This window comes from Ureibacillus suwonensis (assembly GCF_042655065.1).
GTDB lineage: Bacteria > Bacillota > Bacilli > Bacillales_A > Planococcaceae > Ureibacillus > Ureibacillus suwonensis.
The window spans coordinates 1-24,477 of sequence record NZ_JBHSNQ010000187.1 but is presented as its reverse complement, the minus strand read 5'-3'; the positions used below and the strand labels follow the sequence as shown (position 1 = coordinate 24,477).

Genomic DNA, 24,477 nt, shown 5'->3' with positions numbered 1-24,477 from the left:
TTCAGGAAAATCCTATTCTTTTTTGATGGCATATTTTACTTTAACCGAAAATAGTGTATAAAGAGTGATAGATATGTTGCAACCAAATGAATAATAGAACGTTTTTATGGTGATAGACATTTTGGGAAGTATCGTGTATTGTAGATTGAGTGATAAAGAGTGTAAGGGGAATAATGGTTTATGGAATTCATTGAATTGTTGAAAGCGATCATCCTCGGTTTTGTGGAAGGGATGACGGAATTCGCTCCGGTTTCGTCCACCGGCCATATGATCATCGTGGATGACTTGTGGTTAAAGACAACGGAATTTTTGGGGCAGGGTTCTGCCAATACGTTTAAAATAGTCATCCAGCTGGGCTCCATTTTGGCGGTTGTGGTCGTTATGTGGAAACGCATGTTGAGCCTTGTCGGGTTATACAAAATTGATGGACAAGAATATTCAAAACGCTTTAATTTATTGCACGTCATTGTCGGAATTATTCCAGCCGGCGTTTTCGGCGTATTGTTCGAAGATTTTATCGATGAACATTTATTCACAACAGAAACGGTTGTGGTCGGGTTGGTTATCGGCGCCCTTTGGATGATGATGGCCGATAAAATGGGTCCAAAACGCCCAACGGTCACTTCATTAGACAAGCTGTCTTACAGCAAAGCTTTTAAAATCGGCCTGGTACAATGCCTTTCTTTATGGCCGGGATTTTCCCGTTCCGGTGCGACGATTGCCGGGGGGGTAATCATGGGACTTGACCATAAAACCGCTTCCGATTTTACCTTTATTATGGCCGTTCCGATCATGGCAGGAGCAAGCGGATTGTCTTTAGTGAAAAACTGGGATCAAATCAACCCGGACCATTTTTGGTTTTATGTTGTCGGCTTTATAAGCGCCTTCATTTTTGCATTAATTGCGATTAAATTCTTCTTAAAATTGATTTCACGCATCAAATTGGTGCCGTTTGCCATATACCGTCTAGTGCTGGCGGCGGTATTGATTGCAATCTTGTTCATATAATAAAAAAATCCTTTCTCGAAACGGGAAAGGATTTTTTTATGGCCACCTTAATCGTTGAATAGATTAAACAACCCGGCGATGCCACGTTCACCGACATCTTTTCCTCCTCCGCCTTGGGACACAGGAGCAGCTGCGAATACGCGGCTTGCAAGTCTGGAGAATGGCAATGATTGAATCCATACAGTTCCGGGACCTCTCAATGTTGCGAAGAAGATACCTTCTCCACCAAACAGAGCGGTTTTAATTCCGCCAACCGCTTCAATGCTGTAATCCACTTCCGAAGTCATTGCGACAAAGCATCCAGTATCCACTCGGAGCACTTCACCCGGTTGAAGTTCCAATTGATGAATCGCACCGCCTGCATGAATGAATGCCATACCGTCGCCTTCAAGTTTTTGCATAATGAAACCTTCTCCACCGAAGAAGCCGGCGGAAATTTTCCGTTGAAATTCAACGCCAATGGAAACGCCTTTTGCAGCGGCTAAGAAGGCATCCTTTTGGCAAATCACTTTCCCGTTTAATTGGCTTAAATCCATCGGAATAATTTTTCCAGGGTAAGGAGCGGCAAAGTAAACGCGTTTTTTGCCCATGCCCACATTCGTGAATGTCGTCATGAATAAACTTTCACCAGTAATCAGCCGTTTTCCGGCACCCTTTAATTTTCCCAAAAGTCCTCCACCACTGCTTTGGGAAGAGCCATCGCCAAAAATCGTTTCCATTTTGATGCCATCATCCATCATCATTAAGTTGCCCGCTTCCGCAATCACCGTTTCATTTGGATCCAACTCGACCTCTACGTACTGCATATCATCGCCAAATACTTTGTAATCAATTTCATGATTATTCATGCCGTTTCCTCCTTTTGCATTTACTTAATATATACATTACTTGCATACGTATTCCCTTTGGAAAAAGTTTCAATTACATTTAGTCTTATATGAATTGGTGAGAAAAAAAGGGATTTAGCGAGAAAATGTTGAATTAATATTGCAATAATAAAAAATAAGGAGGGTGTTATGAATTTAAAAAACTATATCAATGGTCGGTGGGTGGAAAGGAATTTAGAAGCGGCTGCAGTGATTAATCCGGCAACGGGGGAGGAATTGGCAAAAGTCCCTCTTTCAACGGGAAATGAAGTGGATGAAGCGGTCCGCTCAGCCAAACAGGCGCAAAAGAAGTGGGCTCTCGTCCCGGCTCCGAAGCGTGCGGAATATTTATATGAAATTGGTTATAAATTGAAAGAAAAGAAAGAAATGCTGGCTGAGATTCTTACAAAGGAAATGGGCAAAGTGATTGAGGAAGCCCGCGGAGAAGTGCAAGAGGGCATTGATATGGCCTTTTATATGGCAGGGGAAGGCAGACGGTTATTTGGCGAGACGACTCCCTCCGAATTGCCGAATAAGTTTGCCATGAGTGTAAGAAGCCCCGTAGGCGTAGTCGGTCTTATCACGCCATGGAATTTCCCCATTGCAATCGCCACTTGGAAAGCCTTCCCGGCGATTGTTGCCGGTAATGCAGTGGTTTGGAAACCATCCGTTGAAACCCCTCTGATGGCATATGAATTAGGAAAAATAATGGAAGAAGTCGGGTTGCCGGACGGTGTGTTTAATATCGTGTTTGGCTCAGGTTCTACGGTTGGTACGGCGCTCATTGAACATCCGGATGTAAAAGTGATTTCTTTCACAGGTTCAAATGAAACGGGACGCAAAGTGGCCGAGTTGGGCGGCCGGCATTTGAAAAAGGTCTCGCTTGAGATGGGCGGCAAGAACGCCGTCATTGTCATGGATGATGCGGATTTAAATTTGGCGGTGGAAGGGATTCTTTGGAGCGCCTTTGGGACGACGGGGCAAAGATGCACCGCCTGCAGCCGGGTCATTGTTCATAAAGATGTGAAAAAGGAATTGGAAGAGAAGCTCGTTGCTGCAGCCCGTCAATTAACGATTGGCAACGGTCTGGATCCAAAGGTGAAAGTGGGGCCTGTAATTAACAAAGCCGCATTGGAGAAAATCGAGTATTACGTGCAGGTTGGAAAAAAGGAAGGGGCAAAACTGCTGACGGGCGGAGAAATCTTGACAAAGCCTCCTTTCGATAAAGGTTATTATTTTGAACCGACCATTTTCACCGATGTAAAGCCGGACATGACCATTGCCCAAGAGGAGATCTTTGGACCGGTGCTCAGCATCATTGAAGTGAGCAGCTTGGAAGAAGCGATTGAAGTGAATAATAGTGTGAAGTTTGGTTTATCCAGCTCCATTTACTCACAAGATGTAAATAAGATATTCCAAGCCCAACGAGATTTGGATACAGGGATTGTATACATTAATGCGGGAACAATCGGTGCTGAAATCCACCTGCCATTTGGAGGCACAAAAGGAACGGGGAATGGTCACCGTGATTCCGGTCAAGCGGCTTTGGATGTCTTTACAGAATGGAAAAGTATTTATGTGGATTACAGCGGTAAGCTTCAACGGGCACAAATTGATACAGATTGAATGAAAAGAAAGGGGATGCGAGGAATGAAGGTAGTAGTGTTAGGTGCAGGACTGATGGGGAAAGAAGTGGCGAGGGATTTAAATACAAGCGATCGAGTGGAAAAAGTATTTTTGGCAGATTTAGATATAGCGGCAGTGGAAGAATTCATTAAAGAAGCGGATTTGCAAAAAACGGAAGCAGTGCAATTGAATGCGGAAAATGAGGAACAATTGCGCGAGGTCATTGCCAAAGGAGACGTGTGTGTGAATGCGCTCTTCTATGCATTCAATGAGCGGGTGGCAAAAGCGGCCATTGATGTAGGCGTTCATGCGGTGGATTTAGGCGGACACATCGGTGATATTACGGAAAATGTGCTGAAGTTGGATGAACAGGCAAGAGAAAAAAATGTAACGATCATTCCGGATCTGGGGTTAGCACCAGGAATGATCAATATTTTGGTTGGCTATGGCGCTTCGAAATTGGATAAGGTGGAGTCCATCCGGCTTTATGTTGGCGGAATTCCGGTAAAACCGGAACCTCCTTTGAATTATACACGCGTGTTTTCTCTTGAAGGGGTGATCGATCATTATACGCAGCCGGCCAAAATCATCCAAGATGGCCAACTGGTGGAAGTGGAGTCGCTTACAGGGTTGGAACCGATTTATTTTGACCAATTCGGCACTTTAGAAGCGTTTTATACATCCGGGGGAACATCCACTTTGTATAAAACATTCCCGAATGTAAAAACCCTTGAATATAAAACGGTCCGCTACAAAGGGCACGCTGAAAAGTTCCAACTGATGAGGGAACTGGGATTTTTCGACAGAGATAATGTTGTCGAAGTGGATGGCGTTCAGGTGAAAGTCCGGGATGTCGTTCGGGAAGCGTTAAAGAAAAAATTATATTTAGGGAAGAAACAGGATGCGGTTGTACTTCGGGCAATCATCGTCGGTGAAAAATCCGGGGAACAAGTCACTTATGAATATGAAACAATTTTAAAACGGGATGAAGATTCCGATGTAACGGCGATGGCCAAAGCGACTGCCGGAACGATCGCGTCAGCGGCGATCATGATCGCAGATGGCACGATTTCAAAACGGGGCGTGTTCCCGCCGGAAACGATTGTTCCAGGAAAAGAATATATCGAAAAAATGAATAAGCGCGGTGTTGTCATCAAAGAAACATCCCATCGTTCTTCCATTGTGAAATGGTAAATGAAATAATGTTGGGTCAACGAAAACGTGAAGCGATGCGGCTTCACGTTTTTTTTATTGCAGAAACAAAATTTACAAAGAATGTAACAAAAAAGAAGTTCAGTAGTCTAATCAAGTAAAGGGAGAAAGGAGTGAAAACGTATGAAGAAGAGAATTTGGATATCAGCAGGCGTATTGATTCTGCTCATTATCGCTGTAACAGTGGGATTCTTGCTGCGAGAGAGAAAAGTGGAAGTGACCGCAGCCTCCGTCATTTTTTCCGGTCATCCTTATCATGTGTATCTCACCCAAAGTGTGGATCAGCAGGCGATTCGGGAAGGTAAAGTGTATGTGACCGACGAAAAGGGAAACAAGTTGGATGCAGCCATTTCATTGAATGACAATCAACGGACAATCACCATAGAAGATTTGAGCATGGGAAAATATATTCTTCATATTGATAAAAAGGCCTTTAAAAGAGCCGCTTCAAAAACGACGGTCGAATTTCAGGTGATTGAAAAATTGGAATCGGTGCAATCCGTTGAAGAATTAGAAAAGTATTTCGAAGCGGCACTCGCCATTCGTAAACAAAACGACCAGAAATTCGAAATGGAAGATGGTGTTGTGGAAGAATCCGCCGCCGATACATCCGGTTCAGACCATTCAACGACGAATAATCAAGTGGAAGGAATTGATGAAGGGGATATTGTCATCACAGACGGCAAATATATTTACACAGCCGTCAATCAGAAAATTAACATTGTGGATGCGCAAGACCCGAAAAATTTGCGGCATGTGGCGACAATTCAATTAAAAAACAGTTACCCCCAATTATTGTTAAAGGAAGGAAATTATTTAATCGCCTTGCTTGATGAGATGGTGCTTAATTCAAAGGACAATAAGGAAAATTACATCTGGCAATCTTTCACCAAAGCGGCGATTTATGATGTGAGTGATGCTTCCAATCCGAAATTGGCAAAGGAATTTGGCCAGGAAGGATATATGAATGGCGTACGAAAATATAACGGGGTGCTTTACATGGTATCCGGCTATTCGCCAAATTATTGGTTTATGGAAGAGAGGGAAGTCGAGCTGAGGCCCTATATTTCTGACGGAGGCGAAACAACTCCGCTGGAAATAGAAAACATTTCGATTATTCCGGGATCATTGGAGCCATCCTATACCATTATTTCCGCGATTGACTTGAACAATCTGACATCCAAAGAAGTCATCACAAAGGGATATTTGGGCAGCAGTTCTGCATTATATATGTCCCCCAATGCCCTTTATTTGACGGCTTTTGATTATGGGGAGGGGGCCCCTATGCCAATCGATCTCAATATAACCGTTTCAGATGGAGATACCCCGGTCAGTTCAGGACAAACTGCAGATCAAAAAACAAATATTTATAAATTTATCATCAGCGGAACAAATATTGAGTTTGCAGCGTCTGAATCGGTGAAAGGGCATGTACTTAATCAATTCTCCATGGATGAACATAATGGATATTTCCGTATTGCGACAACGGAAGGAGTTGCCTGGGGGTCGCAACCAACTTCAAAAAATCATTTGTTTATTTTGAACGGGAACTTGGAGAAAGTGGGGGAAGTCACGGATTTGGCAAAAGGTGAACGCATTTATTCCGTCCGGTTTATGGGGGATAAGGCGTATATCGTGACTTTCAAAGAGACAGACCCTCTTTTTGTCATAGATACTTCTGACCCGGGAAATCCGACCGTTTTGGGCGAATTAAAAATTCCGGGCTTCAGCAATTATCTGCATCCTCTTGGAGACCATCATTTGATTGGAATCGGTTATGATACGGAACAGCGTATGGATTCCTGGTCGAAGGAACCGGTGACGGTGACGACCGGCATGAAAATTTCTTTATTTGATGTGTCCGATTTTGCCAATCCAAAGGAACAGGATACGGCAGTGATCGGCGGACGAGGAACGTATTCGGAAGCGCAATATAATCATAAGGCATTCTTTAGAAATGAAGAATTGAATTACTACGGCTTCCCGGTGATTTTGTACGAGGATGGAAAAAAAGACGAGATCCAGTATAAAGGATTGGGTGCGGTGATTTATGAAATCACACCAGAGCGCGGTATTCAATTGAAAGGGGATATCATCACACCGGCCAAAACAGGCGAATTATATGAAGATTGGAATACAAGCATTTTGCGGTTAGCGTATATCGGCGATGTGTTATATACGGTTTCTCCGAATGAAGTGAAAAGCTATGATATCAACACTTTCAATCAGATTGGACAAGTGGGTATCCATAATTGAGGATGAAATCTGCTCTTGTTGTTGCAAGGGCAGATTTTTTGTTATATATGGGGATTTATGCACCGTATGTGCTATCCGAGCAAGTGAAGTTGGTATTTGAGCAAGCGAAGGGTTCATCCGAGCAAGCAGGGGAGGTATCCGAGCAAGCAGGGGAGGTATCCGAGCAAGCAGGGGAGGTATCCGAGCAAGAGGAGGGAGTATCCGGGCAAGCGGAGGGGGCATCCGAGCAAGCAGGAGGGGTTATCCGAGCGAGCAGGGGAGGTTATCCGAGCAAGCGGAGGAGTTATCCGAGCAAGCGCGGGGGGCATCCGCGCAAGAAGCGAAGATATCTCACAAGCGCGGAAGATATCCGCAATATAATTTATCCATAAAATAAAAAATCCCTAAGCTTTACTTTCGCTTAGGGATTAATCCATCCATTCTCAATTTTTTTCTGCCAAGATTTCGCTAACAGTTACACATTCGTAACCTTCCTGCTGCAAATAGGCCAATACGCTTTCGAGTCCATCGGCTGTTGATTGATGGATGTCATGCATTAAGATGATTGCGCCATCGTATAAATTTGCTTGAACGACAGGCAATATTTTATTTGGATCGCGGTATTTCCAATCATAAGTATCAATCGTCCATAAAACCACCGGCAGATTAATTAGACTTTCAACGGTTTGATTCGTCGCACCATAAGGAGGTCTGAATACAGTCGGATATTCCCCGGTTATATCATGAATTATTTGGCTTGTGTAATCTACTTGCCAAGCCACCTGGGAGTTATTCTGTTTTGTCAATACAGGATGATTGTATGTATGATTGCCGATTTCATGGCCGCGATTTAATACTTCATGCACAATGTCCCTATTTTTTTCAACTTGTTTTCCAAGCATGAAGAATGTGGCCTTTGCATTGTATCGATCCAAAGTATCCAGAATTTGCATTGTCACTTGTGGATGAGGGCCATCATCAAAAGTAAGAGCGACTTTCTTTTTAGGAGTGACAATGGTTACTGCGCTCGTTTCATTGCTTTGGAAATCGGATGACAAAATCGGGTTCAAGAAAGAGATCGGAATGCTGATGGCTGCTGAACCGGCACTTTCTTGGGCAAATTCTCCCTGGTTAAAATAAAATACAATCGAATCGTTTGTCACTGCAAAAAGATTGAAATGATTCCAACTTGGTGATGTCAATTCTTCGAGCTTTTCATCAATCACATTTGCACCATAATCATTTTCCAGTTCGGAACGTAGATAGTTTGCAAGCAAATCCAGATTTCCGATATCATTATTGAACAATGCCTGGGCATCAACGATTTCTCCTGTTGCTTTATGGAAGGTGAAAGTTTTAAAAGTTTCATGATAGGAAACTTGATCATATGACAATTGTTTCTTTAGTACGATTGAATAATATTTGTCATTCACATCATTTATTTCCGTCGTGATAGTCAAATCGCCGATCGTTTTGTTTTCGCTGTTTTCATTTTTTTCATTTAACGTTCGAATGTAAACGCGTTTTGCATCTTCTATGTATTGATTAATTTGTTCATTCACCAAATCGAAAGGAGTTTTCGGATACTCTAACGAATATGGTATTAAATCATCCGTGGATGATTCTGAGAAGATTTGAATGTCAGGAAACGGCGATTCTTTTTCTTCGGTTAGAGAGGAAACATCTAACGGATCTTCTGTTGTGGCCGATACGGTCGGCTGTTGAAATTTAAACTGGCCAGTAATGGAAACGGTAATAATGATGACTGTGGTTAATGCAATGATGGAACCAATCAATAGAAAGTCAATCCATGCACCACGTTTGGACTTGCGGCAGCGTTTCATCTTCGGTAGCTCTCCTCTCAGTAAACATCCTAAAATATGAAATAAGAAAAACTTGAGATTTGCCCTTCTGTTCGATATGATGGCAAGGAAAGAAAGGGAGAATTTGACAATGACATATGAAAAGAACGATGATTTGGCGCTAGATTGCTTGTTGTTGGCGGGACAAATAATGATGGAAAGCGGTGCTGAGACTTATCGGGTTGAGGATACAATGCTCAGAATGGCTCGCTCCCAAAACTTGGACGCCCAAAGTTATGTAACGCCAACGGGAATCATTCTTTCTCTCGGTGAACAACAGAAAACCAAAATTATATCTATATCAAATCGGATTACCGATTTGCATAAAATTGCGAAAGTGAATAACATTTCTAGAAAGCTTACACTTAAAATAATAACATTAGAAGAAGCCTATGACGAGTTAAGAATGGTACAAAAAACGAACTATTTTCTACCAATTTGGTTGCAGATTTTAATGTCCGCAGTGTCTAGTGCCTGCTTCCTAATTTTGTTCAGAGGTGTTTGGTCCGATATGCCTGCCGCGTTTTTGGCAGGGGGTGCCGGGTACCTTGCTTTATTGGCCATTCAACATGTATCAAAAGTGAAATTTTTCTCTGAGTTCTTTGCTTCCTTTATCGTAGCGCTTGTTGCCTTTTTTGCTGTCAGATTTGGGTTTGGATATGAGCTCGACAAAATAATCATTAGCGGAGTGATGCCGCTCGTTCCGGGAATTTTAATTACCAATGCCGTCCGGGATTTGATGGCCGGCCATTTGACGGCGGGAATTGCCAAAGGTACGGAAGCATTTTTGACCGCTTTTGCCATCGGATCGGGCGTGGCGGTTGTTGTGGTATTTCATTAAGGGGTAATGGTTATGGAATATTTGATTCAGCTATTTTTCAGTTTTCTTGCAACTGCAAGCCTTTGCGTCATTTTCAATGCACCGATTAAAGCCATTCCCTATTGCGGATGGGTCGGGGCCGTTGGATGGCTGATTTATTATATTGCTTTGGAGTCGCAATTGACGGAAGTTATTGCATCCTTTTTGGGAGCGTTTGTCGTTGCCGTTTGCGCCCAAATGTATGCGAGAAGGTTAAAAACGCCGATGATTGTGTTCATTGTTTCAGGAATCATTCCTTTGGTGCCTGGTGGACTTGCTTACAATACAATGCGTTACTTTGTGGAACAAAATTATACGCTAGGGCTTGAGACGGGCATTCGGGCGTTTTTAATTTCAGGGGCGATTGCAATGGGAATCGTATTTTCAGAAGTAATCTTTCAGTTATCCATAAAATTTATGAAGAAAAGTCTGACGTCGATGCAATCGTTTATACGAAATAAGAGGCAGCAATAACCGGACGAAAAAGGCTACTCAAAAGTGGAAAGATGAGTAGCCTTTTTTCTGTTATGAGGACAAAAGTTGCGGAATTTTATCTGCTGTGACAGGTTTGCTGATCAAGTAGCCCTGAATGGCATCACAATCATATTGCTCCAATAATTGTTTTTGTTCTTCCGTTTCTACACCTTCTGCAAGGACTGTCAGATTCATTGATTTTCCGAAATGGACGATGCCGTTAATTAGGCGCTGCGTTTTATCGGATTTTGTGAGGGACTGAATATACGTTTGGTCAATTTTTAAAATTTGGATCGGCAATAATTGCATGTAGCGGAAGGATGCATAGCCTGTTCCAAAGTCGTCCAATACAAAGGTGATGCCTTCTTCCTCCAATTTGCGCATTTGCTGGATGATGGTTGTTTCCGCTTCCGCTTCCAATGCAAATTTTTCGGTAATCTCCAATTGGACAAGATTGGCAGGGCAACCGGTTTTCATCAATGTATCTAATATGAATTTCGCCATGTTTTTATCCCTGAATTCACGCACGGATAAGTTAATTCCCACTTTTAATTCAATGCCTTGCTGCTGCCACTGGGCTGCTTGTTTACATGCTTCTTCAATCATAAAGGAACCGATGTTGTTGATCAGTCCGGATTCTTCAGCAACAGGGATCAACTCGTCAGGGCTCACTACACCGATTTCTTCATCTTCCCATCTGACGAAAGCTTCCACCGCATAAATTTTTCCGGTTTTTAAATCTACTTGCGGTTGATACAATACTTTTAAATTATGCTGGTCAAGAGCAAGCAGCAAACGCTTTTCGATGATGGATTTTCGGCTCAATTTTTTATGGGCGGATTCGGAAAGGGATAAAATGTTATCTCCACCCGCTTTGCGAACATCCGCAATGGTTGCAAGGGAAGCGTTCATTAATTGGGTAAAGTTCGATTGATCTTGCGGGGAACGGGTGATTCCGCCGCTGATTGTAATCGGCATTGCACGATGGCCTATATAAATCGGATGTTGTTTCAAATAAGTCAAAAATCCCTGAATGAACCATTCGCCAAGAGGAGTGATGACAATAAAATCGCTCTCGTTCACACGGGCAAGGACGCTGTCTTGGAAATAAATTTTCAAGCGTTTTGTGAATTCCAAAATGAAGTTGCTTTCAACTTCAACATTATGAAGTTCTTTTAGCGTATAAAATTTGTCGATGCTTAAGTAAACAAAATAAAAATTTTGCTGTTCCGCAATCATTTTTTTTTACGACGTTTTCTAAGCGGTGAACATTCATTAGGCCGGTTTCCGCATCAACATAGGCGATTTTTTCCAGTTTTTGTTGCAATTCTTTTTCATTTGTAATATCCTGCTCAATTAATATGTAGCTGTATTTTTGTTCTTTTTGAGAATACGTAGGGATGGCCGTCAAATGTACCCAAAAAGTTTCGCCGGTTTTTTTCGTTTTTTGGACATCGCCTTGCCAAATTTTTCCCTTTGAGATGGTATTCCAAATGGTGTCGGCCATTTGTTGGCTTTCTTCATCTTCGGGGAACAATTGCCAAAAGTTTTTCTTCAGCACGCGTTTTGGAGTCCATTTGCTTGTTTTTAAAAACAATGGATTGCAACTGATAATGAATCCTTCGTGATCCAAATTCACTACCATAAAAGATGAAAGAATTCCGTTCTTTAAATCGTTCAGTTCCTGTTCCGAATCGCCCAAGAAGGCAAATTGCTCTTCCGGGAAACAATAGAACGCGATGGAATGCTCACCGTTTATCAAACATGGAATAATAATGATGTCCGCTTTGCTCAGCGTTTCATTTTTGTGGAGCAATTGTATATTATTGATTCGTATAAATTCTTGAGCATCCAAAATGCGTTGCCACATATTTTCAGATAAAGTAGATAATAATTGGTCCTTTAGGGTATTAATGTTCTTAAAATCTTCCTTTTTATAGCCTAAATATTGTTCACAGATTGGATTCCAAATGGTAATTTGTCCATTTTTATTTAATGCAAAAGACGGGAAAGGAGCATCCAGCAGCAATTTTTCTTCACAGCTTTGCATTATTTTAAGATTCATTATTCCTTCTCCTTGCGTATCGTTATTTTATACCATGTTCATTATAAATAATTTGAAGGAAATCGTCACTATAGTAAGTCAATCATTTTTTTAAAAAATTCAATAATATTACTTTAGAACTAAATTAATAGAAGTATTTTACAGCCTCATCCTTGAATTTGAAGAAAAGGAAGTTACTATGATGAAACATATAAAGGGAATCATGTTGATTGTCACCGGTGCAATGATGTGGGGGACAACAGGGCCGTTGACGGAGTGGATATTGAAAAGTTCGGGAATGACGGTGAATTTCCTGCTGACAGTAAGGCTGCTTGTAGCGGGGATTGGCATTTTAGGGTTCTTACAGATGACAAAAAAGCCGGTTTTTGAAGTATGGAAGACGAAATATTGGGGACGCCAATTAGTCGTTTATAGCATTGCCGGAATGCTCGGGCTGCAATATTCCTTCACAACGACCATTCAAGAAAGCAATGCGGTTTTTGCAACGCTGCTCCAGTTTTTGGGACCGCTTTTCATTGTGGCGTATACATCAATCAAAGTCCGGATGTGGCCGCCAAGATACCAGGTATTAGGGATTATCGGCACGCTTTTGGGATTGTTTCTGCTATTGACCAATGCAAAGTTTGATCAGTTATTGGTAAGCAAGGAAGCGATTTTTTGGGGGCTGATATTAGGGATCACTTTTGCCATCTATACGCTGTATCCCGTTCGTCTGATGGGCGAGTGGGGGGTTTTGCTTGTCGTTGGATGGGGAATGTTGATTGGCGGAATCGTGTTGGGAACCGGAACATTGATTTGGCGGAGTGAAGAATGGATATTGCTTTCCAATTTAAAAATTTTCCTTATTATGGCTTGTATCATTTTCTTCAGCACCATTGCATTCGTGTTGTTTTTGAGCAGCATGAAATATATCAGTCCGGTGTTGACAAGCATTTTATCCACCATGGAACCATTGACGACAATGGTGATTTCCGTTGCCGTATTTTCAACTTCTTTCGGGTTTTGGCAAGTGATTGGGATTTTCCTTATGCTGATATGCGTCACTTGGATTTCCGTCGCCAGTGAGAAGGATGAAAAATACAGCGATGGTGAACATATAAATTAAAGAAGTTTTTTAGTTGTTCAGGGAGCAGAGTCTCTTGGAATGGGGTGTGTTTGTGAAAGTCGTTTTAGGTTATTTGAAGCCATATAAATGGTACGCCATTTTTGCACTTGTTCTTATGTTGGCGGAGCTGGCGGCGGAACTGGTGCAACCGTTGATCATTGCAAAAATCATCGACGACGGGATTGTATTGAAAGATTTCCATGTCATTTCCCTATGGGGATGCATATTGTTGGGAATTGCGTTCATCGCCTTTACCTGCGGGATTATCAATACATATTATTCATCTCATGCGGCCCAAAGTTTTGCTTTTGATTTGAGAAATGCATTGTTCAGCAAAATCCAATCTTTTTCCATGGCAACCTATTTGAAATATCCGACATCCAGTTTAATTACAAGGCTCACGAACGATGTGCAGCAAGTCCAAAGCATTTTATTTATGAGTTTGCGTATAATGCTTCGCGCACCTTTATCCGTCGTATTAAGCCTGATGATGGCCTTTTTCGTCAATGCCAAGATGGCGATGATGTTAATGATTGGCACACCGATTCTTGCCCTCTTTTTATATGTGATTGTGAAAAAGGGGAGTCAGCTCTTCAGCGAAGTGCAACGGCGCATGGACAAGCTGAACCGGGCATTGCAGGAAAGCTTGCAGGCCATTTATCTGGTGAAAGCTTTCATGAGAAATGCATATGAAATGGAGAAGTTCCATCGGGTCGCAGAAGATTTGAAAGTGGATACGATGAAAGCCCTTCGAACGATGGAATTGATGATGCCGGTTATGACCTTTGTGCTGAATGTCAGTTTATTGTCCGCCATCTGGTATGGAGCACGGGAAATAAGCATGAATCAGGCGCAAGTCGGGGAATTGGTGGCAGTGGTCAACTACGCTTTGCGGATTACGGGATACTTTGGCATGTTCGCCTTTATTTTGAACGGTTTTTCCCGCGCAAAAGCTTCCAGTGAACGGATGGCGGAAATATTGATCATGGAAGAGGGGCTTGAAAGAGACTGTGAACGTAATGGGAAGAGCGTTTCACAAGATGAAAATGACATGGTTCGATTTAATGGGGTGTCCTTCACCTACCCGAATACGGACAAGCCCGTTCTTCAAAATATCACTTTTGAAGTGAAGAAAGGTGAAAAGTTGGCGATTATGGGGGCGACCGGTTCAGGGAAATCCACGCTGCTCAGTTTAATTCCACGTTTTTATGACCCGACGGAAGGGGCGATCGAGGTCAGAGGGAAGAATATCAAAGACTGGCCGTTAAAGGAATTGCGCAGCATAATCGGCTATGTTCCGCAAAAATCACTGCTCTTCACCGGTTCCATTGAAGACAATGTGAAATGGGGGAGACGGGAAGCGGCATTTGATGAAGTGGTGGCTGCCACAAAGATGGCGCAAATTCATGATACCATTTCCGCTTTTCCGGAAGGATACGGCACCATGGTTGGACAGAAGGGCGTCAATTTATCCGGTGGTCAAAAACAACGGTTATCCATTGCAAGGGCGTTGATCCGGAAACCGCAAATCTTAATTTTGGACGATAGCACAAGTGCGTTGGATGTGAAAACGGAAGCGGCGCTATGGGAGGCGCTTAAAGGTACGGAGGCCACAATGCTCGTTGTGACACAGAAAATCCATACAGCCAAAGGGGCGGATCGCATTGTATTGTTGGATGAAGGGGAAATGGCTGCCATTGGAACCCATGAGGAATTAATGAAAACGAGCAGGCTGTATCAGCAAATCGTAGGCTCCCAGGAGGAACAGGTGGGTGATGAATGATGGACATTTTAAAGAAACCATTTGGCTATGAACCGGCTTTGACAAAGGCAGATTTGAAAAATGCGGGTAAAAAGAAAGGCCCCCGGGCAAGCGATTGGAAGAAAACGCTCCTCCGCATATGGCAACTCGTCGATGAACAGAGGGGATTATTGATTGTCGTTTTCATCATGGTCATCATCAGTTCACTTGCGGGTTTGCTGGGTCCTTATTTGATTGGCCGTATGATTGATAAATATATCATCCCCAAAGAATTTCAAGGGATGCTTCCGCTCATCCTCCAACTCATTGGCATCTATGTTGTCTATGCAGTGACGCTGTTTATGCAAAACTATTGGATGGTCGGCATTGCGCAAACGGTCGTTTACAAAATGAGAGCGGGCGCCTTCAATCATTTGCTGAAGCTTCCGGTATCTTATTTTGATAAAAGACAGCACGGCCAGATTATGAGCCGTCTGACAAACGATATTGAAACGGTGAGCACGACGCTGAACTCTTCGTTTATTCAAGTTTTTTCAAGTATTTTAACCCTTGCCGGCACCATTGTGGTCATGCTTTCTTTAAGCCCTCTATTGACGTTGATTACGATGATTGTCATTCCGCTCATGTATTTTGCTATGAGATGGATTACAAAAAGAACGGGAAAGTTGTTTAAAGAGCAACAAGCGGCCCTTGGCGATTTGAACGGGATGATTGAAGAAACGATTTCCGGCCAAAGCATTGTTAAGGCTTTTTCCCAGGAAGAGTTTGTGAAAAAGGAATTTTATGAAAAAAGTAAACGTTTGAAGAATGTCGGATTTTGGGCGCTAGTTTATTCCGGCTATATTCCAAAAGTCTTTAACTTTCTAAACAATATGAGCTTTGCCATTATTGCCGGCATCGGCGGAATTTTTGCCTATAATGGATGGGTGACGATTGGGACGATTGTGATTTTTACAGAATATGCCCGGCAGTTTACCCGCCCGTTAAATGAATTGGCAAACCAAATCAATACGGTATTGTCTGCCATAGCAGGGGCGGAACGGGTATTTTCCATTATGGAGGAGGAAGTGGAAGATGATGTCGGAAAGCTTCCTGAACATTTTCAAATCCGCGGTGAAGTGGAATTTCGGAATGTGTCTTTTAAATATGAGTCGAAAAACAAGTCTGACACCGTGCAAAATTTGAATTTCCATGTAAAACCGGGACAAACGGTGGCTCTTGTCGGCCCGACCGGTGCGGGAAAAACGACGACGATGATGCTGATTGCACGATTTTACGATGCAACGGGCGGCGTAATATTGATTGATGGATACGATATCCGGGAGTTTAAACGGTCAACCCTTAGACGTCAAATGGCGTTCGTGTTGCAAGATCCGTTCCTGTTTGAAGCTTCTGTCCGTGAAAACATCCGTTACGGAAGGCTGGATGCGACCGATGAGGAAATTGTGGAAGCGGCGAAAAAAGCAAATGCCCATGACTTCATCATGAAGCTGCCAAATGGATATGACACGGTGCTAAAAGCGGATGGCAGTGAAATTTCCCAAGGACAAAAACAGCTGCTCTCCATTGCCCGTGCCTTTGTTGCGAATCCCGCGATATTGTTATTGGATGAAGCGACAAGCAGCATCGATACTGTAACGGAAAAGAAAATTCAAGAGGCATTAGAGGAGTTAATGAAAGGACGAACTAGCTTTGTCATCGCCCATCGATTAAATACCGTTCGTCATGCAGATATCGTGTTTGTGATGAAAGACGGAAGAATTGCAGAATCGGGGTCTCAGCAAGAATTAATCGGAAAAGATGGAATTTATGCAAATATGTTAAAACAATCAAAAGGAGGGGGAGTTTAGAAAGGTGTAACTTTCTAAACACTCGCCCCGTCACTCCAATCAATTTTTTACAAAAAAGCTTTTTGCAGCTCGTTCACTTTATTTGTTATGTCCCAGCCTCGTAACCTGATTTCAAACATTTCCATAATTTTATTTTCAGGACCTTTTAGATGTTACGTCAAATTTTAAAAATCCTTTTAACAATCGTCTCTAAAAAACTTTTCTACTATATATTCGAATCGAGAGTATCCACGAAAGAACATAAAGAAGCCCAACCGATAATATTATGCCAAGATAAAACAGGGAATTATCCAAAGATAGTACCGTTTGGACTAGCTCTCTTACTCTATCATTCAAATTAGGTATAAAGCTTAGGGTAACCATATAAACAACAAACACACCACCAAATCCAATTAATAAATATTTACTGTTAAATAGATAAGAAAATGGGAAAGCAAATGAAGTTAAACCCATTACAATGCTCGTAATAAACAATAATATTTCCCATTGCATGATTTCTCTATGAATCATCCAATTTCCTATAAAAATAGTCAGCAGAGTAAGAAAAATAAAAATTAGCGCACCAATATACTTTGAACTGACAATTTCCTTTCGTGTATATGGTAAAGAATTTAAAAGCAGATTAGCTGACGATGTTTCATCCGTTTGAAAAGCATTCATGATGATTACAATACAAAAAACGATAGCCACCCAAGAAGTAGAAACATTTACAAATAAATAGACAAACAAAAATAACAACATGAATGGCAATGTTTTCTTCTGTAATATCATATCTTTACGAATAAGATTTAGCATCTCTCTTCCCCTTTCTTTGTATATAGCATAATATCCTCAAGTGTCGGTTTCTCTATAATGACCGTATCACCAAAAATATTTTTTGTACGTTGTTTATTCGCTGTCAATGCTCGGAATCCGTGATTAGTTTTATGAATTCCGATAAATTCTTGTTCTGTATCACGATCTAATAGATTCGTTCCTCCTTTTACTATTGCGAATTCCTCTTCGATTTTATAATACTCTTTTGTAAAGATATGTTGCCCATTATGAATAAAGGTTATATAATCTGCTATTCGATCTAAATCTGTCGTAATATGCGTTGAAAAAAGGATTGTTCTTTCTCCATTCTGCATAAGGTTGTGTAGGATATTTAATAATTCACTGCGAATGATTGGATCTAATCCCGATGTCGGTTCATCCATGATAATTAACTCAGCGTGGTGGGATAATGCGATGGTTAATGAGGCTTTCATCTTCATCCCTTTTGAAAAGGTTTTTAAATTTTTCTTTAAAGGCAGTTCAAACATATCTACATATTGATTAAATAAGGTATCATCCCATTTACGATAGGCAGGTTTAATAATTTTCTTCATTTCAGCCAATGTAATATTTTCATAAAAAATGTTACTATCGAACACAAAGCCGATTCGTTGTTTTATTTCTTTTTCATTTTTTTTATAATCCATACCAAAAATAGCAATTGTTCCACTATCCGGTTTTAACAAATTCATTATCAGCTTGATGGTTGTGGATTTTCCTGCCCCATTACCACCGATAAACCCTGTAACAAAGCCTTTCTTAACTGAGATAGATAAGTCTTTCAATTCAAATCCTTTAAAAGCCTTATATACATGCTGTAATTCAATTACATTTTCCATCATGTATCCTCCTTATATAACAATGTAAGAAGTTCTTTTAATTCTTCTAATTCTATCCCTACTTCTTTACTATTTTGAATTGCAGATAAAAGTTGTTCTTCAATGACTTTCATTTTCCTTTCCAGAATCATTTCATTATTTTGTTCACATACAAACGATCCTTTTCCAACTATTGAGTAAATAAAGCCATCATTTTCAAGTTCTTCATATGCTCGCTTTGTTGTAATGACACTTATATTTAAATCCTTCGCTAATTGACGCATGGAAGGCAGGGACTCGCCAGGTTTTAGTTCATTCGTTAAAATTTGTTTCTTTATTTGAGCATAAATTTGCCTATAAATCGGTTCTTTAGATTGGTTCGAAATTATAACTTGCATGCAAAAACCTCTCTCGAAAAAAATGTATATATTATATATATACATTTTACACATTATTGAATTGGCAAACAATACCTTTTTAGGGTATTTCCTTATGAAAAAAATGGGTGAAATTCGTCCAAGCTATATATCTCAAGGGGAGTTGAAAAACGCCCGAAACTTTAACGGATACAACTGCACTCGGCTGTCTCAACATGACTTTTCAAACGGTTACTTTTAGAAATATTTGACGTTTTATTAACGAAGAATGGATGAAGCGATGAAACTTGAGAGAAAAGGTGAAAAAGAGCGAATGACGTAATTTATGGGAATGTGATGCAGCTTGTTGCAGTGGGCGAATGCTTTGTCTAAAATGTTAAAAGTAAAAGAAATAGATCGGAGTATTAAAGATGAACATTGCCTTTATGACTACATCGTTACCTATAGATGAAGAAACATATCAAGAAATTCAAAATTTATCTCGATTTGCAACAGAAGTGGACCAATGCCCTTATTCCTATGCTTTAAATCTACCTTTATTAAATAAAACATATAGCAGGGGATTTTGCATCCTTGCTTACGATGAAGAAACAAATGAGTTAGTTGGTTTTATTACGGCGGTAGATCGAATTGGATTGGATACATATGAATGGACCATGCTAGTTGATCCTATGTACAGACAAACAGGCATAGATGATGCATTACTTAGCTTATTATCAAAAGCTTTTAAAGATCGATACGCTGTTGGAGAATTAGTAGTTGTCCTAGAAAATGACCTATACGGAAGAAAAATCATTGAAAAATACGGATATACATATATCTTTTCGGAAGCGACTTTTGAAGCGCAAGCGGAAACGGTTGAAATGAATGATTCTATATATATAAGACCGTATAACGAATCTACGGATTTGGACCCCCTTGTTGAAATATTTAGAGAAACATTTGGCGACCTCAGGGAAGAAACAATCGAACTCATTGAATTGAATACAAAAGTTCCAGGAAGAGTGATTTGGGTTGCAGAAAAGGATGGGGAAGTTGTCGGAACTGTAACTACTTCAAAGGAAGAAATGAACCAGTGGATTACTTCCTTAGCAGTACATCCCCTCCATCAACGAAAAGGGATTGCGACAGCTTTATTGAACTGGGTGAAAGACTTTGCTTATCGAAGCGGAGCAAAACAAATTTTCCTTCAAGTAGAGATGGAAAATGAACAAGCTTTATCAGTTTATCAAAAGGCTGGATTCCAGAAGACAATTCAAATAGATTTTTATGCGTATGGGGAATCTTGATTGCCTAATGAATATAAGTCCACAATAAAATTGTGGGCTTCTTTTCATGTCATTTCATAAGTACCTGTGAATCATTTGAATTTGTTATAATTATTTTCATGAATGATAGAAAGAGGATGAAACCAGTTATGGAAAAGAATCAGGAAATTTCATCATTAAAGCTTATGTGGCAGATGACTCGTCCACATACGTTAACGGCAACTTTTGCGCCGGTCATTTTAGGGACGGTAATGGCACTGTATGATACAAAGATCGATTGGTTGCTATTTCTGGCGATGATGATTGCGTGTTTGGCACTTCAAATTGCGACAAATTTATTTAATGAATATTACGATTTCAAGCGAGGGCTGGATACGGAAGAATCGGTTGGCATTGGTGGAGGAATCGTTCGCCACGGCTTGAAGCCAAAAAATGTATTGGCGGTAGCGATTCTTTTATATGTGCTGGCTGCTATCATCGGTGTATACATTTGCGCCAATTCCAGCTGGTGGCTGGTAGCAATTGGTGCATTTGGCATGGCGGTAGGATATTTATATACGGGTGGCCCGCTGCCAATCGCTTATACCCCATTTGGAGAACTGTTTGCGGGGGCGTTGATGGGAACCGCATTCGTATTGATCGCGTATTTTATTCAAACCGGGGAAATTACGTCTCTTGCTTTTCTTCTTTCCATTCCATCAGGGATATTAGTCGGCGGGATCAATATGTCGAACAACATTCGGGATATTGAGGAAGATAAGCGGGGCGGCAGAAAAACGCTGGCCATTTTAATCGGACGGAAAAATGCGGTGCGGTTATTGGCGTTCGCCTTTGTCATCTCCTATCTTTGGATTATCGGATTAGTGGCGGCTGGAAGCATCAGCCCTTGGGCATTGGTGGTGTTCTTAAGTGTGAAAAAACCGGTGGATGCTATCAAAGGTTTCCAAAAAGGTGAGAAGGAACCGCAATTTATGAAAGTGGCCATGAAATCCACAGCCATGACGAATACGATTTTTTGCTTCTTATTATCGGCTGGATTGTTGGTCGGATATATCTTTTAATAGGATCGCTTCCTTTTGGGAGGCGGTTTTTTTTTATTAATAATTTTTTTGGTAGTATTTCTAATAAATAAGGTTGGAACCTGGTTTTTATGTTTTCTTTTTTTAAAATTCTTAAATTCAAAATCATATTAATATATTGACAAAATAAACATAGGTGGGTAGTATCTAAATTATCAAATTCCTAATTACTTTATAACATTAATAGGATAAAGCGTTTTTCGTTCAGATATGGTCGACGCTTTAGTTTTATTTTATTCCAAAATCATAGTAAAACAATAAAAATAAAATGATATATTATTTTAATAATTTTTAATCAGGTTTTCTTCATCCTGGTTCAAAAGAGGGAGCTTTATGATCGAAATTCAGAATGTAACAAAGGAATATGATACAAAGAATGGCACTGTTGTTGGGGTGGACAATGTATCTTTGACCATACGGGAAGGAGAAATTTTCGGGATCGTCGGTTATTCAGGGGCAGGGAAAAGTTCCTTGCTCCGGTGCATCAATCTGCTGGAACGTCCAACAAAGGGAACGATTAAGGTGGATGGGGTGGATTTGACGAAATTAAAAGGAGAATCATTGCGTCGGGCAAGACTTAAAATTGGCATGATTTTTCAACATTTCTACCTCATCAGCCAAAAAACCGTTTTTGAAAATGTCGCTTTCGCTTTAAAAGCGGCAAAGGTTCCGAAAGATCAAATCAAACCGAGAGTGGAAGAACTGCTGGAAATGGTGGGGTTATCTGATAAAAAGGATGTTTATCCTGCGCAACTCAGTGGCGGCCAAAAACAAAGGGTGGCCATCGCCCGGGCTCTTGCCAATAATCCAACGGTACTGTTATGTGATGAGGCCACTTCTGCCCTCGATCCTAAGACAACCAAATCCATTTTAAAATTGTTGAAAAAAATCAATAAAGAATTGAACATTACAATCGTTTTGATCACCCATGAAATGGACGTTGTAAAAGAAATTTGCGATCGGATGGCGGTCATGGAGAAGGGAAGAATCATTGAAGAGGGCCGCGTTTATGATATTTTCGCAAGTCCGAAAGAGCAACTCACAAAAGAGTTTATCTCCAGCGTTATTTCTTATGATATTCCAGAAGCCATTCTTCTAGAATGCACCGGAACGATCGTGAAAGTGACTTTCAAAGGGAAAGTGGCTGGAGAGGGTGTCATTTCGGATACGCTAAAAGTACACCAAGTAGACGGCAACTTCCTACATGGATCCATTGAATATATTCAAGATGAACCACTGGGCATTTTTATAATGGAGTTAAAAGGGGAAAAACAGGAAATTGAAAAAGCCTTAAGATATATCGAAAACCGTGCCGCTCAAGTGGAGGTGATCAATTATGGAATTTGATATTAATCATCTAACCGAGCTGATTCCGGAAATCAATACCGCTTTTTTTCAAACCATCTATATGATTTCCATCTCATTAATTGTAGCTGTAGTGATCGGGTTGCCTATCGGGGTGATTCTTTACATCACGGATAAAGGTTTGTTTATGGAGAATGGGATTATACATAACATTTTAGGTTTTATTGTGAATTTGATCCGTTCGATTCCTTTCCTCATTTTGCTTGTCGCGTTAATTCCATTTACTAATTTTCTTGTTGGGACAACGATTGGACCAACGGCAGCAAGCGTTTCATTATCGGTGGCGGCCATTCCCTTTTTTGCAAGAATTGTAGAAAGTGCATTAAGGGAAATTGATAAAGGGGTCATCGAAGCGGCCATTGCATCTGGAGCAACCCCTTGGATGATCATTTGGCATGTATTATTGTTGGAGTCCCGTTCCGGCATCATATCAGGTATAACCCTTACTTTAATCAGTTTGATTGGATTTTCGGCAATGGCCGGTACTGTCGGTGGAGGCGGTATAGGGGATTTGGCCATCCGCTTTGGTTATTACCGATATGACGATACGATCATGATTACAACTGTGTTGATTTTAATTATTTTGGTTCAAGTAATTCAATTTGCCGGTGATTTTATCGCCAAATTAGTTGATAAAAGAAAATAAAAAGAAAGGAAGAATGATTGTGAAAAAGTTTTTAGCAACATTTTTAGTCTTTTTAGTTGCGGTACTTCTTGTTGCATGCAACAGTAATTCAAGTGAAAAAAGTAAAGCAGATTCAACTTCATCAGAATCAAAAGAAATTAAAATTGGGGCAACAGCCGGACCATACAGCGATATGGTGAAAAAAGCCATTAAACCAGGTTTGGAAGAAAAAGGGTATAAAGTTGAGATTGTGGAATTCAGCGACTATATCCAACCAAATAAAGCATTAAATGAGGGATCTATTCAAGCAAACTTATTCCAACACACAATTTATCTTGAAAACTTTGAGAAAGAAAACAATATGGATTTGACAGCGTTAATTACGGTTCCAACTGCGCCAATGGGCATTTACTCAAACAAATATAAATCTTTGGATGAAGTGGAAGACGGGGCTACAATCACAATTCCAAACGACCCGACAAATGCTGCCCGCGCATTCAATACACTTCAAGATGAAGGGCTTATTAAAATTGATCCGAATGCAGATCCACTAAAAGTGTCTGAAAAAGACATCATTGAAAATCCGAAAAACTTGAAATTCCAACCATTAGAAGCAGGACAATTGCCACGTTCTGTGGATAGCGCCGATTTGGCAGCTGTACCAGGCAATTATGCGTTGGCAGCCAATATGAACTTGTTGGATGCGTTGGCGTTGGAAAACATGCTTGATCAATACCGCAATGTAGTGGCTGTGAAAGCGGAGGATGAAGATTCCCAACTTGCCAAAGATTTGATTGAAGTTGTTCAATCCGAAGAATTTGAAAAAGTAATTGATGCAGAGTTCGAAGGTTTTGGAAAACCTGAATGGATGAAAAATAGATAAGTTTGAATTGAGGCAGCTTTCTCTAATTGGAAGCTGCCTATTTTAGTGCGCCTGGCATGGGTGTAATCTATAGGGTGTAAGTCCCGAACTGTGAAGGCAGAAGTAACAGTTAGCTTAACGCAAGGGTGTCCGTGGTGACGCGGAATCTGAAGGAAGCGAGCGGCAAACTTCCGGTCTGAGGAACACGAACTTCATATAAGGCTAGGTATCATTGGATGAGTTTGCTAAACAAAACAAAGTCCTTTCTGCCAAAGGTGGTACAGAGTAAATGAAGCAGATAGATGGAAGGAAAGATTACATTCTTACCCGGGGAGGTCTGGCG

General features: G+C 40.9%; 22 protein-coding genes. 15 read left to right on the top strand and 7 right to left on the bottom strand.

What is annotated here, in order from left to right; translation table 11 throughout:
- The first annotated feature begins 180 nt into the window (after positions 1-180).
- Entirely contained in the window at positions 181-1,008 is an 828-nt protein-coding gene (locus tag ACFPOH_RS14935; protein ID WP_342470568.1) for an undecaprenyl-diphosphate phosphatase, read from the top strand.
- Between the two features lie 47 nt (positions 1,009-1,055).
- Here the strand turns inward: ACFPOH_RS14935 and ACFPOH_RS14930 are convergent, their stop codons facing one another.
- A complete protein-coding gene (locus tag ACFPOH_RS14930; protein ID WP_342470567.1) occupies positions 1,056-1,856 on the bottom strand; it encodes a TIGR00266 family protein in 801 nt (266 codons plus the stop codon).
- A gap of 168 nt (positions 1,857-2,024) precedes the next feature.
- Here ACFPOH_RS14930 and ACFPOH_RS14925 point away from each other — a divergent pair, with 168 nt between their 5' ends.
- The 4 genes from ACFPOH_RS14925 to ACFPOH_RS14910 all read left to right on the top strand — a co-directional run bounded on the left by ACFPOH_RS14925 (position 2,025) and on the right by ACFPOH_RS14910 (position 7,339).
- Positions 2,025-3,500: an aldehyde dehydrogenase family protein gene (locus ACFPOH_RS14925; RefSeq protein ID WP_342580785.1), complete on the top strand. Its 1,476-nt coding sequence runs from the start codon at positions 2,025-2,027 to the stop codon at positions 3,498-3,500.
- Positions 3,501-3,524: 24 nt separating this feature from the next.
- A complete protein-coding gene (locus ACFPOH_RS14920; protein ID WP_342470565.1) occupies positions 3,525-4,694 on the top strand; it encodes a saccharopine dehydrogenase family protein in 1,170 nt (389 codons plus the stop codon).
- 141 nt (positions 4,695-4,835) lie between these two features.
- Positions 4,836-6,968 (top strand): beta-propeller domain-containing protein, encoded by a 2,133-nt coding sequence (locus ACFPOH_RS14915; RefSeq protein ID WP_342580786.1) that lies wholly within the window; start codon positions 4,836-4,838, stop codon positions 6,966-6,968.
- A complete protein-coding gene (locus ACFPOH_RS14910) occupies positions 6,965-7,339 on the top strand; it encodes a hypothetical protein (RefSeq protein ID WP_390310439.1) in 375 nt (124 codons plus the stop codon). Before ACFPOH_RS14915 ends, ACFPOH_RS14910 begins: the two co-directional genes overlap by 4 nt.
- A gap of 51 nt (positions 7,340-7,390) precedes the next feature.
- Here ACFPOH_RS14910 and ACFPOH_RS14905 read toward each other — a convergent pair whose 3' ends face one another.
- The gene (locus tag ACFPOH_RS14905; RefSeq protein WP_342470562.1) at positions 7,391-8,791 is read right to left on the bottom strand and encodes a polysaccharide deacetylase family protein; all 1,401 of its coding nucleotides are present in this window, start codon (positions 8,789-8,791) and stop codon (positions 7,391-7,393) included.
- Positions 8,792-8,900: 109 nt separating this feature from the next.
- Between ACFPOH_RS14905 and ACFPOH_RS14900 the strand changes: the two genes are divergently transcribed.
- Both ACFPOH_RS14900 and ACFPOH_RS14895 read left to right on the top strand, forming a co-directional pair.
- Entirely contained in the window at positions 8,901-9,650 is a 750-nt protein-coding gene (locus ACFPOH_RS14900) for a threonine/serine exporter family protein (protein ID WP_342580788.1), read from the top strand.
- 12 nt (positions 9,651-9,662) lie between these two features.
- On the top strand, positions 9,663-10,142 hold the full coding sequence (locus ACFPOH_RS14895; protein WP_342470560.1) for a threonine/serine exporter family protein: 480 nt from the start codon (positions 9,663-9,665) through the stop codon (positions 10,140-10,142).
- A 51-nt stretch (positions 10,143-10,193) separates the two neighbouring features.
- Here ACFPOH_RS14895 and ACFPOH_RS14890 read toward each other — a convergent pair whose 3' ends face one another.
- Positions 10,194-11,381, bottom strand: a complete 1,188-nt coding sequence (locus ACFPOH_RS14890; protein ID WP_390310436.1) for a bifunctional diguanylate cyclase/phosphodiesterase — start codon at positions 11,379-11,381, stop codon at positions 10,194-10,196.
- The gene (locus ACFPOH_RS14885; protein ID WP_390310434.1) at positions 11,305-12,207 is read right to left on the bottom strand and encodes a PAS domain-containing protein; all 903 of its coding nucleotides are present in this window, start codon (positions 12,205-12,207) and stop codon (positions 11,305-11,307) included. Before ACFPOH_RS14885 ends, ACFPOH_RS14890 begins: the two co-directional genes overlap by 77 nt.
- 181 nt (positions 12,208-12,388) lie before the next feature.
- Between ACFPOH_RS14885 and ACFPOH_RS14880 the strand changes: the two genes are divergently transcribed.
- Genes ACFPOH_RS14880 through ACFPOH_RS14870 form a run of 3 tightly spaced genes read left to right on the top strand, consistent with a single transcriptional unit; the run spans position 12,389 to position 16,924 of the window.
- Entirely contained in the window at positions 12,389-13,312 is a 924-nt protein-coding gene (locus tag ACFPOH_RS14880; protein WP_342471194.1) for a DMT family transporter, read from the top strand.
- A gap of 52 nt (positions 13,313-13,364) precedes the next feature.
- Positions 13,365-15,095 carry an ABC transporter ATP-binding protein gene (locus ACFPOH_RS14875; RefSeq protein ID WP_342580790.1) on the top strand — a complete coding sequence of 577 codons (1,731 nt, stop codon included), beginning with the start codon at positions 13,365-13,367 and terminating at the stop codon, positions 15,093-15,095.
- Positions 15,095-16,924, top strand: coding sequence for an ABC transporter ATP-binding protein (locus tag ACFPOH_RS14870; protein WP_390310456.1), 1,830 nt, complete (start codon positions 15,095-15,097; stop codon positions 16,922-16,924). The genes ACFPOH_RS14875 and ACFPOH_RS14870 overlap by 1 nt, the downstream gene beginning before the upstream one ends.
- Before the next feature lie 189 nt (positions 16,925-17,113).
- Here the strand turns inward: ACFPOH_RS14870 and ACFPOH_RS14865 are convergent, their stop codons facing one another.
- From ACFPOH_RS14865 to ACFPOH_RS14855, 3 genes are read right to left on the bottom strand one after another with little or no spacing between them, the layout of a single operon-like run.
- Positions 17,114-17,719 carry an ABC-2 transporter permease gene (locus ACFPOH_RS14865; RefSeq protein WP_390260771.1) on the bottom strand — a complete coding sequence of 202 codons (606 nt, stop codon included), beginning with the start codon at positions 17,717-17,719 and terminating at the stop codon, positions 17,114-17,116.
- The gene (locus tag ACFPOH_RS14860) at positions 17,713-18,579 is read right to left on the bottom strand and encodes an ABC transporter ATP-binding protein (RefSeq protein WP_390310432.1); all 867 of its coding nucleotides are present in this window, start codon (positions 18,577-18,579) and stop codon (positions 17,713-17,715) included. Before ACFPOH_RS14860 ends, ACFPOH_RS14865 begins: the two co-directional genes overlap by 7 nt.
- Complete coding sequence (locus ACFPOH_RS14855; protein ID WP_016837682.1) at positions 18,579-18,956, bottom strand: GntR family transcriptional regulator; 378 nt, start codon at positions 18,954-18,956, stop codon at positions 18,579-18,581. Before ACFPOH_RS14855 ends, ACFPOH_RS14860 begins: the two co-directional genes overlap by 1 nt.
- Positions 18,957-19,345: 389 nt before the next feature.
- Here ACFPOH_RS14855 and ACFPOH_RS14850 point away from each other — a divergent pair, with 389 nt between their 5' ends.
- The 5 genes from ACFPOH_RS14850 to ACFPOH_RS14830 all read left to right on the top strand — a co-directional run bounded on the left by ACFPOH_RS14850 (position 19,346) and on the right by ACFPOH_RS14830 (position 24,155).
- Entirely contained in the window at positions 19,346-20,224 is an 879-nt protein-coding gene (locus tag ACFPOH_RS14850) for a GNAT family N-acetyltransferase (protein ID WP_390310429.1), read from the top strand.
- A 116-nt stretch (positions 20,225-20,340) separates the two neighbouring features.
- A complete protein-coding gene (locus ACFPOH_RS14845) occupies positions 20,341-21,264 on the top strand; it encodes a 1,4-dihydroxy-2-naphthoate polyprenyltransferase (RefSeq protein WP_390310427.1) in 924 nt (307 codons plus the stop codon).
- 351 nt (positions 21,265-21,615) lie between these two features.
- Positions 21,616-22,629 carry a methionine ABC transporter ATP-binding protein gene (locus tag ACFPOH_RS14840; RefSeq protein ID WP_141601123.1) on the top strand — a complete coding sequence of 338 codons (1,014 nt, stop codon included), beginning with the start codon at positions 21,616-21,618 and terminating at the stop codon, positions 22,627-22,629.
- Positions 22,619-23,293, top strand: coding sequence for a methionine ABC transporter permease (locus tag ACFPOH_RS14835; RefSeq protein ID WP_342470553.1), 675 nt, complete (start codon positions 22,619-22,621; stop codon positions 23,291-23,293). The genes ACFPOH_RS14840 and ACFPOH_RS14835 overlap by 11 nt, the downstream gene beginning before the upstream one ends.
- Positions 23,294-23,312: 19 nt before the next feature.
- Positions 23,313-24,155 carry a MetQ/NlpA family ABC transporter substrate-binding protein gene (locus ACFPOH_RS14830; RefSeq protein WP_245989572.1) on the top strand — a complete coding sequence of 281 codons (843 nt, stop codon included), beginning with the start codon at positions 23,313-23,315 and terminating at the stop codon, positions 24,153-24,155.
- Positions 24,156-24,477 lie beyond the last annotated feature (322 nt).